Origin of the sequence: Methylobacterium segetis, assembly GCF_004348265.1 — a bacterium.
GTDB lineage: Bacteria > Pseudomonadota > Alphaproteobacteria > Rhizobiales > Beijerinckiaceae > Methylobacterium > Methylobacterium segetis.
Window position 1 is genome coordinate 1 of sequence record NZ_SMNT01000025.1, and the last position, 17243, is coordinate 17243.

At 71.3% G+C, this 17243-nt stretch carries 11 protein-coding genes; 5 read left to right on the plus strand and 6 right to left on the minus strand.

Features of this window, described 5'->3' with window-relative positions; all coding sequences use genetic code 11:
• The first annotated feature begins 304 nt into the window (after window positions 1–304).
• Genes E1J50_RS08760 through E1J50_RS08770 form a run of 3 tightly spaced genes read left to right on the plus strand, consistent with a single transcriptional unit; the run spans window position 305 to window position 5376 of the window.
• The gene (locus E1J50_RS08760; RefSeq protein WP_132252554.1) at window positions 305–1003 is read left to right on the plus strand and encodes a response regulator transcription factor; all 699 of its coding nucleotides are present in this window, start codon (window positions 305–307) and stop codon (window positions 1001–1003) included.
• Window positions 1004–1027: 24 nt separating this feature from the next.
• The gene (locus E1J50_RS08765; RefSeq protein ID WP_132252556.1) at window positions 1028–2455 is read left to right on the plus strand and encodes a HAMP domain-containing sensor histidine kinase; all 1428 of its coding nucleotides are present in this window, start codon (window positions 1028–1030) and stop codon (window positions 2453–2455) included.
• Entirely contained in the window at window positions 2452–5376 is a 2925-nt protein-coding gene (locus tag E1J50_RS08770; protein ID WP_132252558.1) for a bifunctional [glutamine synthetase] adenylyltransferase/[glutamine synthetase]-adenylyl-L-tyrosine phosphorylase, read from the plus strand. The genes E1J50_RS08765 and E1J50_RS08770 overlap by 4 nt, the downstream gene beginning before the upstream one ends.
• A gap of 79 nt (window positions 5377–5455) precedes the next feature.
• Here the strand turns inward: E1J50_RS08770 and E1J50_RS08775 are convergent, their stop codons facing one another.
• Both E1J50_RS08775 and pepN read right to left on the minus strand, forming a co-directional pair.
• Complete coding sequence (locus E1J50_RS08775; RefSeq protein ID WP_132252560.1) at window positions 5456–7834, minus strand: PAS domain-containing sensor histidine kinase; 2379 nt, start codon at window positions 7832–7834, stop codon at window positions 5456–5458.
• A 177-nt stretch (window positions 7835–8011) separates the two neighbouring features.
• A complete protein-coding gene (pepN, locus tag E1J50_RS08780; protein WP_132252562.1) occupies window positions 8012–10666 on the minus strand; it encodes an aminopeptidase N in 2655 nt (884 codons plus the stop codon).
• A gap of 123 nt (window positions 10667–10789) precedes the next feature.
• On the opposite strand from pepN, the gene E1J50_RS08785 reads away from it, so the two are divergent.
• A complete protein-coding gene (locus tag E1J50_RS08785; RefSeq protein ID WP_132252564.1) occupies window positions 10790–11092 on the plus strand; it encodes a hypothetical protein in 303 nt (100 codons plus the stop codon).
• A gap of 51 nt (window positions 11093–11143) precedes the next feature.
• Here E1J50_RS08785 and E1J50_RS08790 read toward each other — a convergent pair whose 3' ends face one another.
• Genes E1J50_RS08790 through E1J50_RS08805 form a run of 4 tightly spaced genes read right to left on the minus strand, consistent with a single transcriptional unit; the run spans window position 11144 to window position 16548 of the window.
• Window positions 11144–12778: a hypothetical protein gene (locus tag E1J50_RS08790; RefSeq protein WP_132252566.1), complete on the minus strand. Its 1635-nt coding sequence runs from the start codon at window positions 12776–12778 to the stop codon at window positions 11144–11146.
• A 43-nt stretch (window positions 12779–12821) separates the two neighbouring features.
• Window positions 12822–14789, minus strand: coding sequence for an NAD-dependent epimerase/dehydratase family protein (locus tag E1J50_RS08795; protein ID WP_132252568.1), 1968 nt, complete (start codon window positions 14787–14789; stop codon window positions 12822–12824).
• The gene (locus E1J50_RS08800; RefSeq protein ID WP_132252570.1) at window positions 14786–15691 is read right to left on the minus strand and encodes a transketolase family protein; all 906 of its coding nucleotides are present in this window, start codon (window positions 15689–15691) and stop codon (window positions 14786–14788) included. Before E1J50_RS08800 ends, E1J50_RS08795 begins: the two co-directional genes overlap by 4 nt.
• On the minus strand, window positions 15688–16548 hold the full coding sequence (locus E1J50_RS08805; RefSeq protein ID WP_245516496.1) for a 1-deoxy-D-xylulose-5-phosphate synthase N-terminal domain-containing protein: 861 nt from the start codon (window positions 16546–16548) through the stop codon (window positions 15688–15690). Before E1J50_RS08805 ends, E1J50_RS08800 begins: the two co-directional genes overlap by 4 nt.
• A 252-nt stretch (window positions 16549–16800) precedes the next feature.
• Between E1J50_RS08805 and E1J50_RS08810 the strand changes: the two genes are divergently transcribed.
• Window positions 16801–17241, plus strand: a complete 441-nt coding sequence (locus E1J50_RS08810) for a VOC family protein (RefSeq protein WP_132252572.1) — start codon at window positions 16801–16803, stop codon at window positions 17239–17241.
• Window positions 17242–17243 lie beyond the last annotated feature (2 nt).

A 17243-nucleotide genomic window follows, 5' to 3' on the forward strand; every position in this document is an offset into this window, starting at 1 on the left:
GGTACTGTGTCTCAAGACACGGGAGAGTCGGTCGCCGCCAGGCCTGCCAACAGCAGAACACACCATTCCCTCGACACGATCACGTCGCTCAGACCATCGAGATCGAGACGGGCCGCTTCCCAAACGGGACGCGGCCCGTCTCGCGTTGCGGGCAAGCGACGCGACCGGCCCCCCATCCTTAACCATTCGTCATCCGCCGGCGAGCGGCGCGTAAGGCGCGCTCGGCGATGCTGCGGCTCCGGATGGGGCGGGACAGGGGAGGGCGCCTTCCCGAAGCCGGCAGGGCGCCCTATTGAGCATTCCCATGCGTCTCCTGATCATCGAGGACGACCGCGAGGCCGTCGCCTATCTCGTGAAGGCCTTCCGCGAGGCCGGCCACGTCGCCGACCCCGCGCAGGACGGCCTCGACGGCTACGCGCTCGCGCGGGAGGGCGACTACGACGTGCTCATCGTCGACCGGATGCTCCCGAAGCTCGACGGCCTCTCCCTGATCCGCTCCTTGCGCGAGCAGGGCGTCGGCACCCCGGTCCTGATCCTCTCGGCGCTCGGCCAGGTCGACGACCGGGTCAAGGGCCTGCGCGCCGGCGGCGACGACTACCTGCCGAAACCCTACGCCTTCTCCGAACTCCTCGCCCGCACCGAGGTGCTGGCGCGCCGCCGCGCCGCCGCGCCCGGCTCCGCCGAGCCCACGGCCTACCGGGTCGCCGACCTCGAACTCGACCGCCTCTCGCATCGGGTCACGCGGGCGGGCCGCGAGATCGTGCTGCAGCCCCGCGAATTCCGCCTCTTGGAATACCTGATGCGCCATGCGGGACAGGTCGTGACGCGCACGATGCTGCTTGAGAACGTCTGGGACTATCATTTCGACCCGCAGACCAACGTGATCGACGTTCATGTCTCGCGGTTGCGCGCCAAGGTGGACAAGGGCTTCGAGCATCCGATGATCCACACGGTGCGGGGCGCCGGCTACATGGTCCGGGCCGAGGAGGCCCGCGCCTCGTGAGGCCGCGTGGCTGAGGCGTCCCCGATGAGCGCGCGGACGCTGCCCCCTCCGGAGAACCTGCCGGCGCGCCTCGGCAAGCTGTTCCGCACGACGGCCTTCAAGCTGTCGCTCGCCTACCTCGTCGTCTTCGCGGCCTTCGCCTTCTTCGCCCTCGGCTACGTCGCCTGGAACGCGCGGCGCGTCCTCGACGACCAGATCGTCTCGACGATCGACGCCGAGATCAACGGCCTGTCCGAGCAGTACAATGCGGGCGGCCTGCGCCGCCTCATCGCTGTGGTCGAGCGCCGCTCCCGCGAGCCCGGCGCCTCCCTTTACCTCGTGACGACAGCGGCCGGCGAGCACGTGGTCGGCAATGTCGGCGAGGTGCCCGCACGGCTTCTCGCGTCGCCCGGCCAGACGGAGGCGAACTACGCCCGAAGCGGCGAGGGAGGCGGCTACGACCACCGGGCGATCGTGCGCATCTTCACCCTGCCCGGCGGCTTCCGCCTCCTCGTCGGCCGCGACGTCGAGGAGCGGGATCGGCTGCGCGCCGTGATCACCCGGACCTTCGGCTCCTCGCTCGCCCTCGTCGTGCTGCTCGGCGTGGTCGGCGGCTGGTTCGTGGCGCGCCGCGTCCTCAAGCGTGTCGACGACATGACGGAGACGACCCGCACCATCATGGCGGGCGACCTCGACGGGCGCCTGAGGGTCGCCGGCAACGGCGACGAACTCGACCGGCTCGCCCAGAACCTCAACGAGATGCTGGAGCGGATCGGCGAGCTGATGCGGGGCCTGCGCGAGGTCTCGGACAACATCGCCCACGACCTGAAGACGCCGCTGACGCGCCTGCGCAACCGTGCCGACGAGGCCCTGCGCACGGCCCGCACCCCCGAGGATCTGCGCGCTGCGATCGAGTCGGTGATCGAGGAGAGCGACGGCCTGATCCGGATCTTCAACGCGCTCCTGATGATCGCGCGGCTGGAGGCCCGCAACGCCCGCGAGACCCTGGCGCCCCTCGATATCGGCCGCACGGTGCAGGAAGTCGGCGAGCTCTACGAGGCACTTGCGGAGGAGCGCGGCCTCGTCCTCGCGGTGCGGACCGAGGACGGGCTCGTCCTCGACGGCAACCGGGAGCTGATCGGGCAGGCGCTCGCCAACCTCATCGACAACGCGATCAAGTACGGGGCTGGGGGCCAGCCCCACATCAGCGTCGCGGCCCGGCGCAGCGGCCCCGACATCGCGATCACGGTCGCCGATCACGGTCCCGGCATCCCGGAGGCCGACCGCGCCCGGGTGCTCGACCGGTTCGTGCGGTTGGAGGAGGCGCGGACCCGGCCCGGTTTCGGGCTCGGGCTCAGCCTCGTCGCGGCGGTGGTGCGCCTGCACCAGGGGTCCATTGCCCTGAGGGACAATGACCCGGGCCTCGCCGTCGTGGTAACTCTGCCCGTCCGCAGCGAGGGCGAACGGGCATGAGTGAACACGGCAGCGCGCGGGGGATCCTGGCGGAGCGTCTCGGCGCGGCGCCCCCCCTCTCGGATCCCACGGGGGCCGAGGCGCGGCTCGCCGACATCGCCGAGGCACTTCCGAAGCGGTATCTCGCGGGCGTCGTGAGGGCCCATCTCCTCGCGCTGGCCGACCATTCCCCCTTCCTGTGGCAACTCGCGTCCCGCGACCCGGAGCGCCTCGCGCATCTCCTCGGCACGAACCCAGAGACGCGCGTCGCCGAGATCATCGCCGACCAGCGGGCGGCCGGCCGGCCCGACGGGGGCGCCGTCGACCTCGAGGCGGTCGGTCGGCGCCTGCGCGAGAACCGCGCCGCCCACGCCCTTCTCGTGGCGCTCGCCGATATCGGCGGCCTCTGGCCGCTGGCCACCGTCACCCGCGCCCTGTCCGACTTCGCCGACGCCTCGGTCTCCGCAGCCCTCGACGCCCTGCTGATCCAGGCGGCCGAGGCCGGTCGCTACCGGCCGCGCGAGGCGGCCGAGCCGCAGACGGGCTCCGGCCTCGTCGTGCTCGGCCTCGGCAAGCTCGGCGCCCACGAGTTGAACTATTCGAGCGACATCGATCTCGTCGTGTTCTTCGATCCCGAGACTGCGCCGCTGAAGGAGGGGCTGGAGCCGACGCCGTTCTTCAGCCGACTCGCGCAGGGCGTCGCCAAGCTCCTGCAGGAGCGCACGGCGGACGGCTACGTGCACCGGGTCGATTACCGGCTGCGGCCCGATCCCGGATCGACGCCGACGGCGATGAGCCTCAACTCCGCCTACACCTACTACGAGACGCTGGGGCAGAACTGGGAGCGGGCGGCCTTCATCAAGGCCCGCGCCATCGCCGGCGATATCCCGGCGGGCGAACGCTTCCTCGCCGATCTCCGGCCTTTCATCTGGCGCAAGTACTTCGATTTCGCCTCGATCGCCGACGTGCACGCCATGAAGCGGCAGATCCACGCGGTGCGCGGGCACGACACGATCGCGGTGGCGGGCCACGACATCAAGCTCGGGCGCGGCGGCATCCGGGAGATCGAGTTCTTCGTGCAGACGCAGCAACTCGTCTTCGGCGGCCGCCGGACCGCCCTGCGGGGGCGGCGCACCATCGAGATGCTGGGCAGCCTCACCGAGGAGGGCTGGATCGGTTCGGAGGCCCGCGACGCGTTGAGGGCCGCCTACGACTTCCTGCGCACGGTCGAGCATCGCCTCCAGATGGTCCGCGACGAGCAGACCCAGCGCCTGCCGGCGGATCCGAACGAACTTGAGAGCTTCGCGCGCTTCGCGGGTTTTCCCGGGCTGCCGGATTTCGAGGCCGCGCTCCTCCAGCACGCGCGGCGGGTGCAGGCCCATTACGCCCTGCTGTTCGAGGCCGAACCCGACCTTTCGGCCGAGGTCGGCGACCTCGTGTTCAGCGGCACCGGCGACGACCCGGCGACCCTGCAGACCCTGAGAGCCCTCGGATTCCGCGAGCCGGAGCGGGCGGCCGAGACCGTGCGAGGCTGGCATTTCGGGCGCCGTCCCGCCGTGCGCAGCCCCCGCGCGCGGGAGGTGCTGACCGAACTGGTGCCGGCCCTGATGCAGGCGCTCGGCGGCACGCCGGACCCCGACGCCGCCCTCGATGCCCTCGACCGCGCCTTCGGGCGGATGCCGGCGGCGGTGGAACTCCTCACCATCCTGCGCTCGCACGAGCGCCTGCGGCTCCTCTTCGCCGACCTCCTCGGCACCGCGCCGCGGCTCGCCGACACGGTCGCCTTCAGCCCCCACGTCCTCGACGCGGTGATCGATCCCGCCTTCGTCGATCCGGCTACCGATCCGGCCGGGCTTGCCGCTCAGTATCGCAGTCTCGTCGGCGCGCCGGGCAGCCACGAGGATTTTCTCGACCGCAGCCGCGACGCCGCGCGCCAGCTCCGCTTCGTCACGGGGGCGCGCCTTCTCTCGGGCATCCTGACCCCCGAAGGCGCGGGCCACGCCTTCGCCGGCATCGCGGAGGCGGCCGTGGCCGCCTCCCTCCATGCCGTCTCGGACGCCTTCCGCGCCGATCACGGCACGGTGCCGGGTGGACGCATCGCGGTGCTGGGCTTCGGGCGCCTCGGCTCGCGCCAGCTCACGGCGGAATCCGACCTCGACCTCGTGGTGCTCTATGATTTCGACCCGGAGAACCGCACCAGCACCGGCCCCCGTCCCCTCGACGCGGCGGTCGCCTACAACCGGCTGACGCAGCGCCTCGTCGCGGCGCTCACCGTGCCGACGCGCCGCGGCGGGCTCTACGAGGTGGATCTGCGCCTGCGGCCCGGCGGCGGTCAGGGCATGATCGCGGCACAGCTGCGCAGCTTCCGCAGCTACGGCCTGGAGGAGGCCGAGCTCTGGGAGCACATGGCGCTGACCCGCGCCCGGGTGATCGCGGGAGACCCGGATCTCGGCGCCGAGGTGGCGGAGGTGATCCGGGCCATCGTCTGCCAGTCGCGCGATCCGGCTTCCGTGAACCGGGCGGTGCGCGAGATGCGCGCCCTCGTCGCGCGCGAGAAGGGCGATGGCGGGCCCCTCGACCTGAAGCTCGCGCCCGGCGGCCTCCTCGACCTCGACTTCCTGGCCCAGGCGCTGGTGCTCGGCCACGCGGCGGCCCATCCCGACCTCGCCGGCCTCGACGCGCCCGGCGTCCTGCGCCGCGCGGCGGGTCACGGGCTTCTGAGCGAGGACGCGGCCGAGCGCCTCTGCGCCGCCTACCGCCTGCTCGACGACGTGCACCATTGGCAGCGCCTGATGGTCGAGGGCGACCCGACCGCGGCCTCACCCGTCGCGCTCGCGCGGCTCGCCACCGCCACCGGAATGCCGGACGCTCGGGCACTGACCGCGCGCCTCGACGCGGAGCGGGCGGAGGTGAGGGCGCTGTTCGAACGGCTGCTGAGATAGGGGCTCAGGATCGCGAGGTTGCGCGCGGAGACCTCGGGGTCTCGTCCGGGCGCGCGAGGGGACCTGTGTTTCCCCCCTCTTACACCACTGCCGGCTGGACGGGGCTTGGGCGCAGGCTCGCGCCGGAGGCTTCGCGGAGCGCCGCGACGGTCTGCTGCGAGGCTTCCTCGGCGGCGAGAGCCCGGAGGCGCTCCTGCGTCGGGGCGGGCAGGCGGACGAGGACGACCGTGCCGAGCCCTTCCTCCGAGCGGATGCGGAGCGAGCCGCCGTGCAACTCGGCCATCGAGCGCGCGATCGCGAGGCCGAGGCCCGATCCGTTGTGGCTGCGGGTGAGGTTGGTCTCGACCTGCGCGAAGGGCGCGCCGAGCTTCGGCAGTGCCGCTTTCGGGATGCCGATGCCGCTGTCCTCGATGTAGAGGTGGACGTGATCGCCGGACGAGCGGGCGCGCACCATGAGGCGCCCCTCGGCGGGGGTGAACTTCACTGCATTCTGCATGAGGTTGACGAGGATCTGCTGCAGCGCCCGCTCGTCGGCGAGAAGGCGCAGGCCGGGGCTCAGATCGACGCTGATCGCGAGGGATTTCGCCCGTGCGGGCTCGGCGACGAGCTTGATCGCGCTCTTCACCGCCGCGTCCACGTTCAGATCCTTCCGCACCAGCTTCACGCGGTGCGCCTCGATGCGCGACATGTTCAGGATGTCGTCGATGACCGACAGCAGGTAATTGCCGCTGGAGCGGATGTCCCGGCAATACTCGGCGTAGCGCGGCGAGCCCAGCGCCCCGTAGACCTCCGTCTCCATGAGCTCGGCGAAGCCGATGATGGCGTTGAGCGGCGTGCGCAGCTCGTGGCTCATGTTGGCCAGGAACTCGGACTTCGCCTGGTTGGCGCCCTCGGCGGAGGCCTTCTGGTCGAGGTAGCGCTCCGCGAGGTCGGCGAGCTGCTGGGTCTGCAATTCGAGGGTGCGGCGGGAGCGCTTGAGGTCCTTGACCGTCTCGATCAGCTCGCGCTCCGAGGCGACGAGCTGCTCCTGGTGTCGTTTCAGGTTGGTGATGTCGGTGCCGACCGAGACGTAGCCGCCGTCCTTGGTCCGCCGCTCGCTGATCTGCAGCCAGCGGCCGTCCGCGAGTTCGGCCTCGAAGGTGCGCGAGGTGGCGCCCGCGTGCTCCGCATCCGGCAATTCCCGCCGGACCCGCGGCAGCACGCCCCGGCCCATGATCTCCCCGTAGCGGCGCCCGGGCTGCGCGTCCTCGGGGCTCAGCGCGTGCAGGTGACGGAACTTCGAATTGCAGAGCACGAGACGGTTGCTCGTGTCCCACAGGACGAACGCCTCCGAGATCGCCTCGACCGCGTCGCGCAGGCGCATGTCGGCGGTGGCGGTCGATTCCACGAGGTTGTGCTGCTCGGTGACGTCGACGGCGATGCCGACGAGGTGTCGGCCGCCGTCGCCCGGATCCGGCACGATCTCGGCGCGGGTGCGCAACCAGACGTAGGCGCCGTCGGCCCGGCGCATGCGGAACGCGTGGTCCACCGTGATCTGGTTGGCGGCGAGCCCGCGGGCGAGGCTGTAGAGGTCGCCATCGTCCGGATGGACCAGGGCATTGACGTCGCCGAAGGAGAGGAACTCGCGCTCCCGGCGGTAGCCGAGCAGCGCGTACATCGAATCCGACCAGTAGATGCGCCCACGCGGGATGTCCCAGTCCCACAGGCCGCAGCCGCCGCGCCCGAGCGCCGTATCGAGGCGCTGCTTGATCTGCTCGCAGAGCTTGTCGACCGCGTGCGCGCGCCGGGTCTGCAGGCCGTAGGCCACCGCGATGCCGATGATGACGAGGCCGGCCGCACCGAGCAGGATCGCCTGGTTGCGGGCGCGCTCGCTCCAGGCGGCGAGCGCCTCGTCCAGGGGCTGGACCACCGCGACGCGCGCGGCGCCCGCGCCGGGCAGGCGGTGCATGGTCGCGAGCGCGCTCCCGCCGCTGGGCAGGGTGACGCTCATCACGCCGGCCCGCTCGGCCAGCACGCTGAGGGCCTGGACCTCGCCGAGCACCTCGGGCAGCCGGGTGACGGATCCCGGCAGCGCGGGATGGGCGGCGATGATCTGCTCGCCCGGGGTGACGATCAGGATCTGCCGCCCGCCATGCAGCGAGCCCTGCGGCAGCAGGGCGTCGAGGCGGCCGGGGACCTCGCGCTGCTCGAGGGCCGCGGGCAGGGCGGCGGCGGCGAGGCGCGCGAAGGTCTCGATCTCCCCGGCCGTCCGGTGCAGGACCTCGTCCCGCTGCACCTGGAGATGCAGGGCCGCGACACCGCCGAGGCAGGCCAGGAAGGTCGCCAGCAGCGCGGGGACGGCATAGCGCAGCCAGGTCTCGGCCCGCACGAAGCGGGCGTGGGTCGCACGCGAGGGGCGGTGGATGCCAAGAATCGTGTCCGCGCGCGCGGAGAGGGAAGCGGAATCCGCCTCCGGCATAGCCGAACCTCGTCGCTCTCGGTGAAGGTCCGGGGCGGAAGAACGCTCGCCCCGAATCAAGGATATATGATCATCCGAGCGGCCAACTTGTCCACGGCTTTCTCGGCGCCCGGCTTGACAGAACGGACCCCTGTTGCCGGCGGGTTCGCGCTCTGCCCGAATCGAAATTTTCCAGCGTTAAGAATGTGTTAACGGCGTGCCGAGGGTGCGCGTGAGGATGTCGGCGACATCGCGCGAGAGGCCCTCGCGGGACCGCATCCCGGACAGAATTTCCCCGGCCTTGGAAGATCTTGCGGGCTCCAGCCGGCGCCAGGAATTGAAGGTCGTGAGAAGCTTCGCCGCGATCTGCGGATTCGTGCGGTCGAGTGCCTCGACGGTCCCGGCGAGGAGGGCGAAGCCGGCCCCGTCGAGCCGTGCGAACTGCGTCGGGTTGCCAAGGCCGAAGCTGCCGATCAGGGCGCGGACCCGGTTCGGATTCGTCATCGAGAAGGCGGGGTGGCGCTGCAGCCGGGCGATCCGGGCGAGGGTCCCCTCTTCGGGGATCGTGGCCTGGATCGCGAACCACTTGTCGAGGACGAGGGGCTCCTCGGCGTAGCGGGTGCCGAAGCTCTCCAGGGCTCTCTCCCGTGCCGGACCGGGGATCAGGGCCAGGGTCGAGAGCGCGGCGAGCCGATCCGTCATGTTGGTGGCGGCGGCGAGCTGCGCTTCGGCGAGCTCGGTCCCGGCCGCAGGATCGGCCGCGGCGATGAGGTCGAGGGCCGCGTTGGCGAGCGCCCGGCGCCCGGCCGAGGCGGCGTCCGGGCTGAAGGGACCTCCGTCGGCCGGCGCCAGCGCCTCGCGCAGTCCGGAGAGGCGGCCGCGAAGGCTTCGTCCGAGATGCCGCCGCAGGGTCTGCCGCGCGCGGTGCACGGCGTCCGGATCGACGTCGCGGCCGATCTCATTGGCGATCTCCCCCTCGCCCGGCAGGCCGAGGACGAGGGCGGCGAAGGCCGGGTCCGCGAGGGCCTCGGTGTCGAGAAGGCCGCCGAGCGCCGCAGCGTAGGCCTGGGCAGAGGGCCCCGCCTCGTCGGCCTCGGGGCTGCCGGCGGCTGCGCGGTCGAGGAGGAGGCGCATCGCCACGCTCTGGGCCGCCTGCCAGCGGTTGAACGGGTCGGAATCGTGCCGCAGCAGGGCCAGCCGCTCGGCATCGTCGAGCGCGATCTCGAGGCGCACGGGTGCCGAGAAGCCCTGGAACAGGGAGGGTACCGGCGGCTCGGAGACCGCCTCGAAGGTGAGCGCGTCCGAGGCCTCCTCCAGCACGAACACTCCGTCCGAGACCCGCGGGCAGGTGGATTCGAGCGGGCCGGACCCGCCCACGAGACCGAGGGCCACGGGGATCACGAGGGGCGTGCCGTCCCCGCCGGGCAGGCTCTGGCGCAGGCTCAGGGTGTATCGGCGCGCGGACGCGTCGTAGCTGCCCTCCGCCGTCACCCGCGGCGTGCCGGGCCGCTCGTACCAGCGGGCGAAGGCGGACAGGTCGCGCCCGCTCTCGGCGGCGAAGGAAGCGAGGAAATCCTCGACGGTGGCGGCCCGGCCGTCGTTCTCGGCGAAGTAGCGGTCCATGCCGGCCCGGAAGGTCCTGGGCCCGAGGAGGGTCCTGAGCATCCGCACGATCTCGGCGCCCTTCTCGTAGACGGTCGCCGTGTAGAGGTTGTTGATCTCGGCATAGGCCCTCGGCCGGACCGGATGGGCGAGGGGGCCCGCATCCTCGGGGAACTGGCGGGCGCGCAGGGTTCGGACCTCACCGATCCGGTGCACGGCGCGCGAGCGCATGTCGGAGGAGAATTCCTGATCGCGGAAGACCGTCAGGCCCTCCTTCAGGCAGAGCTGGAACCAGTCCCGGCAGGTGACGCGGTTGCCCGACCAGTTGTGAAAGTACTCGTGGGCGATGATCGCCTCGATGTTGGCGTAGTCGGTGTCGGTCGCCGTCTCGGGATCGGCGAGAACGTACTTGTCGTTGAAGATGTTGAGGCCCTTGTTCTCCATCGCCCCCATGTTGAAATCGGACACGGCGACGACGCTGAACACGTCGAGGTCGTAGGGGCGGCCGAACGCCTCCTCGTCCCAGCGCATGGAGCGCACGACCGCGTCGAGGGCGTAGCCGGCGCGGGAGCCCCTGCCGGGCTCGACGTAGACGGCGACGTCGACCCCGCGTCCCTCCATCGTCGTGAAGCGGGTCGCCACCCGGTCGAGCCGTCCGCCGACGAGGGCGAAGAGATAGGCGGGTTTCGGGTGCGGATCGTGCCAGACGGCGAAGTGCCGGTCCGTCCCCGCGACCGGGCCCGCCTCGCCCGGGTTGCCGTTGCCGAGCAGAACCGGGGCTTCCTCGCGTCCCGCCTCGATCCGGGTCGTGTAGACCGACAGCACGTCCGGCCGGTCGAGGAAGTAGGTGATGCGCCGGAAGCCGTCCGCCTCGCACTGGGTGCAGTAGACGCCGTTCGAGCGGTAGAGGCCCATCAGCTTGGTGTTGGCGGTCGGGTCGATCTGGGTCTCGATCCGAAGGACGAAGGGCCGCTGCGGCGGCCGGTGCAGGGTCAGGCTGGAGGGCGTCGCGGCGAAAGCCTCCTCGGGCGGCGCCTGCCCGTCGAGTTCGAGGCCGAGGAGGGTCAGGTCGTCGCCGTCGAGGACGAGGGGGGCGCCGGCCTCGCCCGCCGGGTTCGGGCGGATCGCGAGCGTGGCCGTCACGCGGGTGTCGTGGGGCGCGAGGCGGATGTCGAGATCGACCCGGTCGATCAGGTGGTCGCTCGGCCGGTAATCCTCCAGCCGGATCGTCTGGGGCGTCTCGGTGCGCATGGATCCTCCGGCAGCCAGAGCGGGGACCCGCTTTCTCACGGCTCCGCCCCGCGACGCAACGCCGGGGCCAGGGCTGCCGCGAAGGCGCCGACCGGTGTTAGCCGATCTTAAGGATGTTCCGGCATGGCTGGATTCCCTGTGCGGGCCGGCCCGGATGCCGGTGTTCGTCAGGCCGGGTTCGATCGCATCCGCGTCACGGCGCGGGGCAATCCGCTCACCGTGGCCTGCTACAAGGGCATGGCGCTCGGGCTCACCCTCCTGCTGGACGCGGACGGAAACCCGCTTCGCCGCACGGCGCGGCGCAGCCTCGGCATCGCCCTGCTGCCGGTCCTCGGCCTGCTCGCCACGATCGGCACCCTGTCGCTGCGGTCCGATTGGGGCGAGGATTGCCTCGGCTACACCGTCACCGGGCATCGTCCGGGATGAGGATCGCGCCGAAGCGGCCTGCTCTCACTGCGGGACGTCGGACATCACGCGTCAGGGCAGGGGAGCGGCGCCCTCCCGGACGCGATCCGGCCAGCACGGGCCGCGCGGTTCCGGCCGCAGCATCGTCGCGGGCATCGCCAGAACGCGGCCGGCAAGGCTCGCCTGCACGACATCGAGCCGTGCGAGGTAGTGGAAGAGCGGTCCGTCGTTGGGCGGGGTCCGGGCGGCGGCCAGAAGATCGCATCCGCTGATCGCGAAGGCGGGTTCGCGCAAGGCCCGGCCGAGTTCGTACAGCGGCGTGACGGCACCCACTCCCAGCAGGGTGCAGGCGATGGCCGCCCGAGCGATGCTCGTGCCTGAGACCGCCGCGCCGACGCGCAGGGCCAGCAGCGCCAGAGCGGGGATCGACGCCCGCATCACGAAATCGGTCCCTCCGAGCCGGTAGAGCGGTACGAGCAGCAGCAATCCGACGATGAGCAGGATCTCGCTCCGGAAGCCCCGTGAGGTGGTCGCGATCCGGTCGCGTGCGAGCCCCAGCACGATGAGGGCCGGCCCGAGTTCGAGGGCGACGAAGAGGACGTAGCGGATGACGAAGAGGTCGCTCAGTTCGTGCAGGCCGTGCGGAACGCGCGCGGCGTCCGAACCGAGGTAGAGGGCGACCGGGATCAGCCCGAGACCCGCCAGCGCCGCAATCGCCGACGATCGAACCGTGACGCGGCCTCGGGGCAGATCCCTCAGCAGGGCGCCGATCAGGAACGGCACGGCGCCGATCATGCTCAGAGGCGACCAGAACACGCAGAGACCGAAGATCACGGCGAGCGATGGGACCCGCAAGGCGTCCGCCCGCCAGAGACAATAGGCTCCGACGAAGATCCAGCCGGAAGCCGCGTGGTTCGGGACCCAGAAGATCTGGGTGACGTGGGACGAGAATTGCAGGTTCTTCGCCCATTGCTCCAGGTGGGTGCCGAAGCCGAGGGGCTGCTCGGTCAGCCAAGTGCCGACGACATCCCAGCCGCTGAAGCCGATGAAGAGCGCCAGAAGCGTCAGGCCGCGCCGGCGCGGCCGCACGATGCGGGCGAAGCCGTAGAAGAGGCATCCGAACAAGAGACCGTTCTGCGCCAGAAGCGCCCCGTGCGCTGCCTGGAGGCCCGCGAGCTTCCCGACGGCGGCCGGAACCAGGAACAGACCGAGGGGCGCGCGCAGCAGCGTCGGGTCCCCCCTGTAGAGGTATCCGACCGGCCAGGGCTCGGCGACGAGGTCGTGCAGCACCGCGTCGCGGATCAGCCAATCGTCGTTGGCGAAAACGAGGTGCGTCTCCCCGCCGAGCAGGCAGAGCGCGTAGCCGGCCGCGAGCGCGATCAGCAGGAGAGGCGCATCGAGCGGCTCGCGCGTGCGGGCGCAATCCCGGAGCACAGGGACGAGCGCCGCCAGGATGGCCGCCAGGCAGCCCGCTGCCAGCACAGAGCTCGCCAGGTGCGTGGCGAGGAACAGAAGGTTCGGTGCCGCCACGAGGAGGACGACGACGCAGAAGGGCAGGTGGCCGAAGCCCGCGCCTTCGTGCGCCCGACGGGTCTCGCCGGCCCGAGCGTCGGCGCGAGCGGCCGGGCCTCGATGCGCCTCAAGGGGGTGAGCCGCGGGGCGCTCCGGTCCGACAACCGACCGATCCAGGTCCCGGCTCGCGATCACGATCCTGCTCCGGGATCCCCGCTTGCGTGCTCACCGAAGCGGGTCACGGGCGCGCCCTCGCCTCGGGCGGGAGGTCCGTCGCGGTGCCGTTGCGGATCAGCGCCGCGCGGATGAGGCGTGGGCGCCCCTTCACCTCCTCCATGATCTTCGCGATGTACTCGCCGATCAGCCCGATCCCGAAGAGGTTCAGAGCGCCGAAGAAGAGGATCGCCAGCAGGATCGAGGTCGCCCCGCGCGGGGCGATGTCCGGCACGAGCAGGCGCAGGGCGACCAGCACGGTGCCGAGCAGCGCGGCGAGGCCGAGCAGCACGATTCCGGTGGCCGTGAGCATCTTGAGGGGCGTGCTGCTGAACGAGAAGATCCCGCGCTTGGCCCATTCGAGATTGGACAGCAGGTTGTTCGTGCTCGCGCCGAACATCCGCTTCGGGCGCACATAGTCCACGCCGGTCTGGCGGAAGCCGACATAGGCGCGCAGGCCGCGCATGAAGAGGTCGCGCTCGGGGCAGTTCAGCAGCCAGCCCACGACGCGCCGGTCCATCAACGAGAAATCGCCGGCGTCATGCGGGATGCGGATGTAGCTGAAGGCCGCGAAGACGCGATAGAACGCCTTGTAGAGGAGGCCCCAGACGACGGGCATCTCGCGCTTCACGCGCCGGCCGTAGACGACGTCGTGCCCGTCGAGCCAGGCCGCGTGGAATTGCTCGATCAGCTCGGGAGGATCCTGCAGGTCGCCGTCGAGGAGCACGCAGGCCTGGGCGGTCGCCAGTTCCATCCCGCTGCGGAAGGCCATCTGCGAGCCGAAATTGCGCGAGTGGGTGATGCCGAGCACGTGCGGGTCCGTCGCCGACAGGGCGCGGATGCGCTCCGCACACCCGTCCGGGCTCGCGTCGTTCACGAAGATGATCTCGTAATCGACGTCGATCTTCCGGAAGACCGCGGTCAGGCGGGCGTGCATGATCGGCACGGCCTCCTCGTCCTTGTAGCAGGCGACGATGGCCGCGATGCTGCGGCGTCGCACGGCACCGGATTTGGTCAGTTCGGACAGGCCCGCGCCGGGGCCGCGCATCCATTCGGCCGTGCGTGCGAGCCCCTCCGCCAGCGGCGTCGCGGCGCGCCAGCCGAGCAGGCGCTCGGCCTTGGCGGGGTTGGACTGCCAGCGCGCGAGGTCCCAGGCACGCGCGGGCATCGCGCCGAAGCGGGGCGCCTCCGCGATGTCGAAGAGATCGCGCGCGGTCGCGGCCAAGGCGCGGATGGTCGTCTCGACGCCGGTGCCGATGTTGAGCGACTCCCCGTACAGGTCGAGGGACATCTTGGCGGCCGCCCGGACGAAGGCCTCGCAGACGTCCTCGACGAAGACGAAGTCGCGCGCGATGTTCGGATCGACGAAGTCCGGATAGGTGCCGGCGAGCCCCCTCGACACCACGGCCGGAATCAGGCGCCCGGCATCCTCGTAGGGGCCATAGACCGAGTAGAGCCGCAGGTTGACCACCGGCCAGCGGCGCGTCTTGCCCGCATAGGCGAGAAACTGCGCCGTGGCCGCCTTGGAGACGGCGTAGGCGCTGTTCGGGACGAGCTGGGCTTCCTCGGCCGGGGATGCGGAGTTCAGGCCATACTCGGACGAGCTGCCCGCATGCACGTAGGCCGCGAGATTGCCGCTGAGCGCGAGGAGTTCGACGCGCGCCACCAGGGAGGTGAAGTTGGTGGCGTAGATGAGGTCGGCATCGGCCTCGAAGGCGTAGGCGCCGTAGGCGATGCAGTCGAAGACCGTCGCCGGACGGATCGCCTCGACGAAGTGGCCCGCGGCCGCCCTGTCGGTGAAGTCGACGGCGACGAGGTGGGCCGGGTCGACGCCGCGCAGGCGGGGCGAGGGCAGGACGCGCGCGACGGCGAACACGTCGCGGCGACGCGACAGGATGTGACGGAACAGGTTGCAGCCCACGAAGCCGCCCGCGCCGAGAACGGCGATGGGACCCTTGAGGCTGTCGATCCAATCGGCGGCGGTCTGTGTCATGCGGCGAGCGTCGCGCGGATCGCAGCCGGGTCGAGACCGCTCTCGCGCCGGTGGAAGGCCTGGGAGCCGTAGGTGCCGGAGGGATATCCGGCGGCGGCAAGGTGGCGGAACTCCGCGACCGCGAGGCCGCCCTCCAGGCACCAGGCGGCGAGGCTCTGGCCGAGGCCGCCCTGGGCGACGTGTTCCTCGACGACGCAGAGCCTGCGGCGCGCGGTCAGCGCCGCCACGAAAGCCTGCGGCGGCGGGCTCGCGCAGAGCGGCAATTCGCTGACCGCCCACAGCTCCGGCCCGTCCAGGTCCTCGCGGGAGCCGACGGCGGACCAGACGACGCCCGCCATCGGTCCGACCGCGACGACGACGGGGCCGTTCCCCTCGCGCAGGCGTCGCCAGGGCGCGTAGGCCGGCGCGACGCAGCCCTCCGGCACCTCGCCGCGCCCGAGCCGGATATAGGCAGGCCCCGCCTGAGTGCCCGCCGCGTCCACCACGGCGGCGACATCGGCGTCGAAGGCGGGCACGAAGATGTGCAGCCCCGGGAGCGTGGAGAGGACCCCGTAATCCTCCAGCGCGTGATGGGTGGGACCCATCACGCCGTAGGCATAGCCGCCGCCATTGGCGAGCATGCGCACCGGCAGGCGGTGGAAGCAGACGTCGTTGCGGATCTGCTCGAAGGCGCGGGCGTAGCAGAAGGGGGCGATGGTATAGGTCCAGGGCTCGAGCCCCTCGCTCGCGAGCGCCGCCGCGACCCCGATCATGTTCTGCTCGGCGATTCCCGCATTGAGGAAGCGCTCGCCGAGCGCGTCGCGCAGGGGCTCGAGCGCTCCGAAGCCGAGATCGCCCGTGAGGAAGACGAGGTCCGGGCGAGCGGCCCGGGCGACGAGCGCCGCGCAGAGCTCGCGTCTCATTGGGCCATTTCCGCGGCGAACGCGTCGCCGAGCACGGCTTCCCGGTGCTGCTCCTCCGTGAGGGGCAGGTAGTGGCTGTCCATGCGGCCCTCGATGGCGGGCACGCCGTGGCCCTTCACGGTGTGCAGGATGACGGCCACGGGCCGGCTCGATCCGGGGGAGAGGGCGCGGCGCATATCCGCGAGGTCGTGCCCGTCCGCTTCGCGGATCTCGACGTCGAAGCCGCACAGGACCCGCCCGATCGGATCGAGCGAGGCGACCTCGGCCGTGGCGCCGAACCCCTGCAGGCGATTGTGATCGATCAGGATCGTCAGGTTCGACAATCGACGATGGGTGCAGAAGATCAGCGCCTCGAAGGTGGATCCTTCCTGCCATTCCCCGTCCGAGGTCATGCAGAAGACCCGGTTCGTCCGGCGCTGCAGCTTCGCGGCGAGGGCGAGCCCGGCGGAGAGGGAGAGGCCGTGCCCGAGGCTTCCCGTGCCGAAGCGGTTCGTGGGGAGGCCGCGGGCGGGCGGATGCCCGGGCAGCCGCGTGCCGTCGGCGTGGAAGCTGCCCAGCTCCGTGTCGCTGATCAGCCCGCGGCTCCACAGGGTGACGTAGAGCGCGCCCGCCGCGTGGCCCTTCGAGAGAACGAAACGGTCCTGCTCGCTCAGAAACTCGTGATGCACGAGCATCATCGCGTCGAGCGCCGACAGGTTGCCGCCGAGGTGCCCGACATTCGCCGCCCGGTGCATGGCGAGGAGCCGCCAGCGCGCGAGTGTCAGGAGGCCCGGGGTGAGATGCGCCGTGGTCGCGGAAACGGCGCCGTGCGCCCCGCTCCCGGCCTCCACGCGAAGGGTGTGTACAGGCCGTGCCATCCGCTCGCAGTCCACTGCTCCCGCGCGATGGAAGGCTGATCTTGGTTAGCGGCGGGTTAAGGGGCGGCGCATCGCGCGGCGTCCGGGGGGCTGGGAGCCGCTCGACGAGCCGCGCGCAGCCTACCCGCCGAGCGTTCCCGTCTTAGCTAAGGCGATCGAGCGGCGGCCGGGGGCGAGCGTCCCGCGAAGCCCGTCGCCTCACGGTCCGGCGAGGGCGCAGGCGCCCTCGCACAGCGAAGGGATGGCAGCCTGATGGAATACCTGCACACGATGGTCCGCGTGGCGGATCTCGACCGCGCGCTCGCCTTCTACGTCGACACGTTCGGCCTGCGCGAGGTGCGCCGCGTCGAGAACGAGAAGGGCCGCTTCACCCTGGTCTTCCTCGCCGCCCCCGGCGATGTCGAGCGGGCCGAGGCGGCGAAGTCGCCCCTCGTCGAGCTGACCTACAATTGGGACCCGGAGGAGTACACGGGTGGGCGCAATTTCGGCCACCTCGCTTATCAGGTCGACGACATCTACGCCTTCTGCCAGCGCCTGAAGGACCGGGGCGTCACCATCAACCGGCCCCCGCGGGACGGCCATATGGCGTTCGTGAAGTCGCCCGACGGGATCTCCATCGAGATCCTCCAGAAGGGCGGGGCGAAGCCGCCGCAGGAGCCCTGGGCCTCGATGGAGAACACGGGCACGTGGTAGCG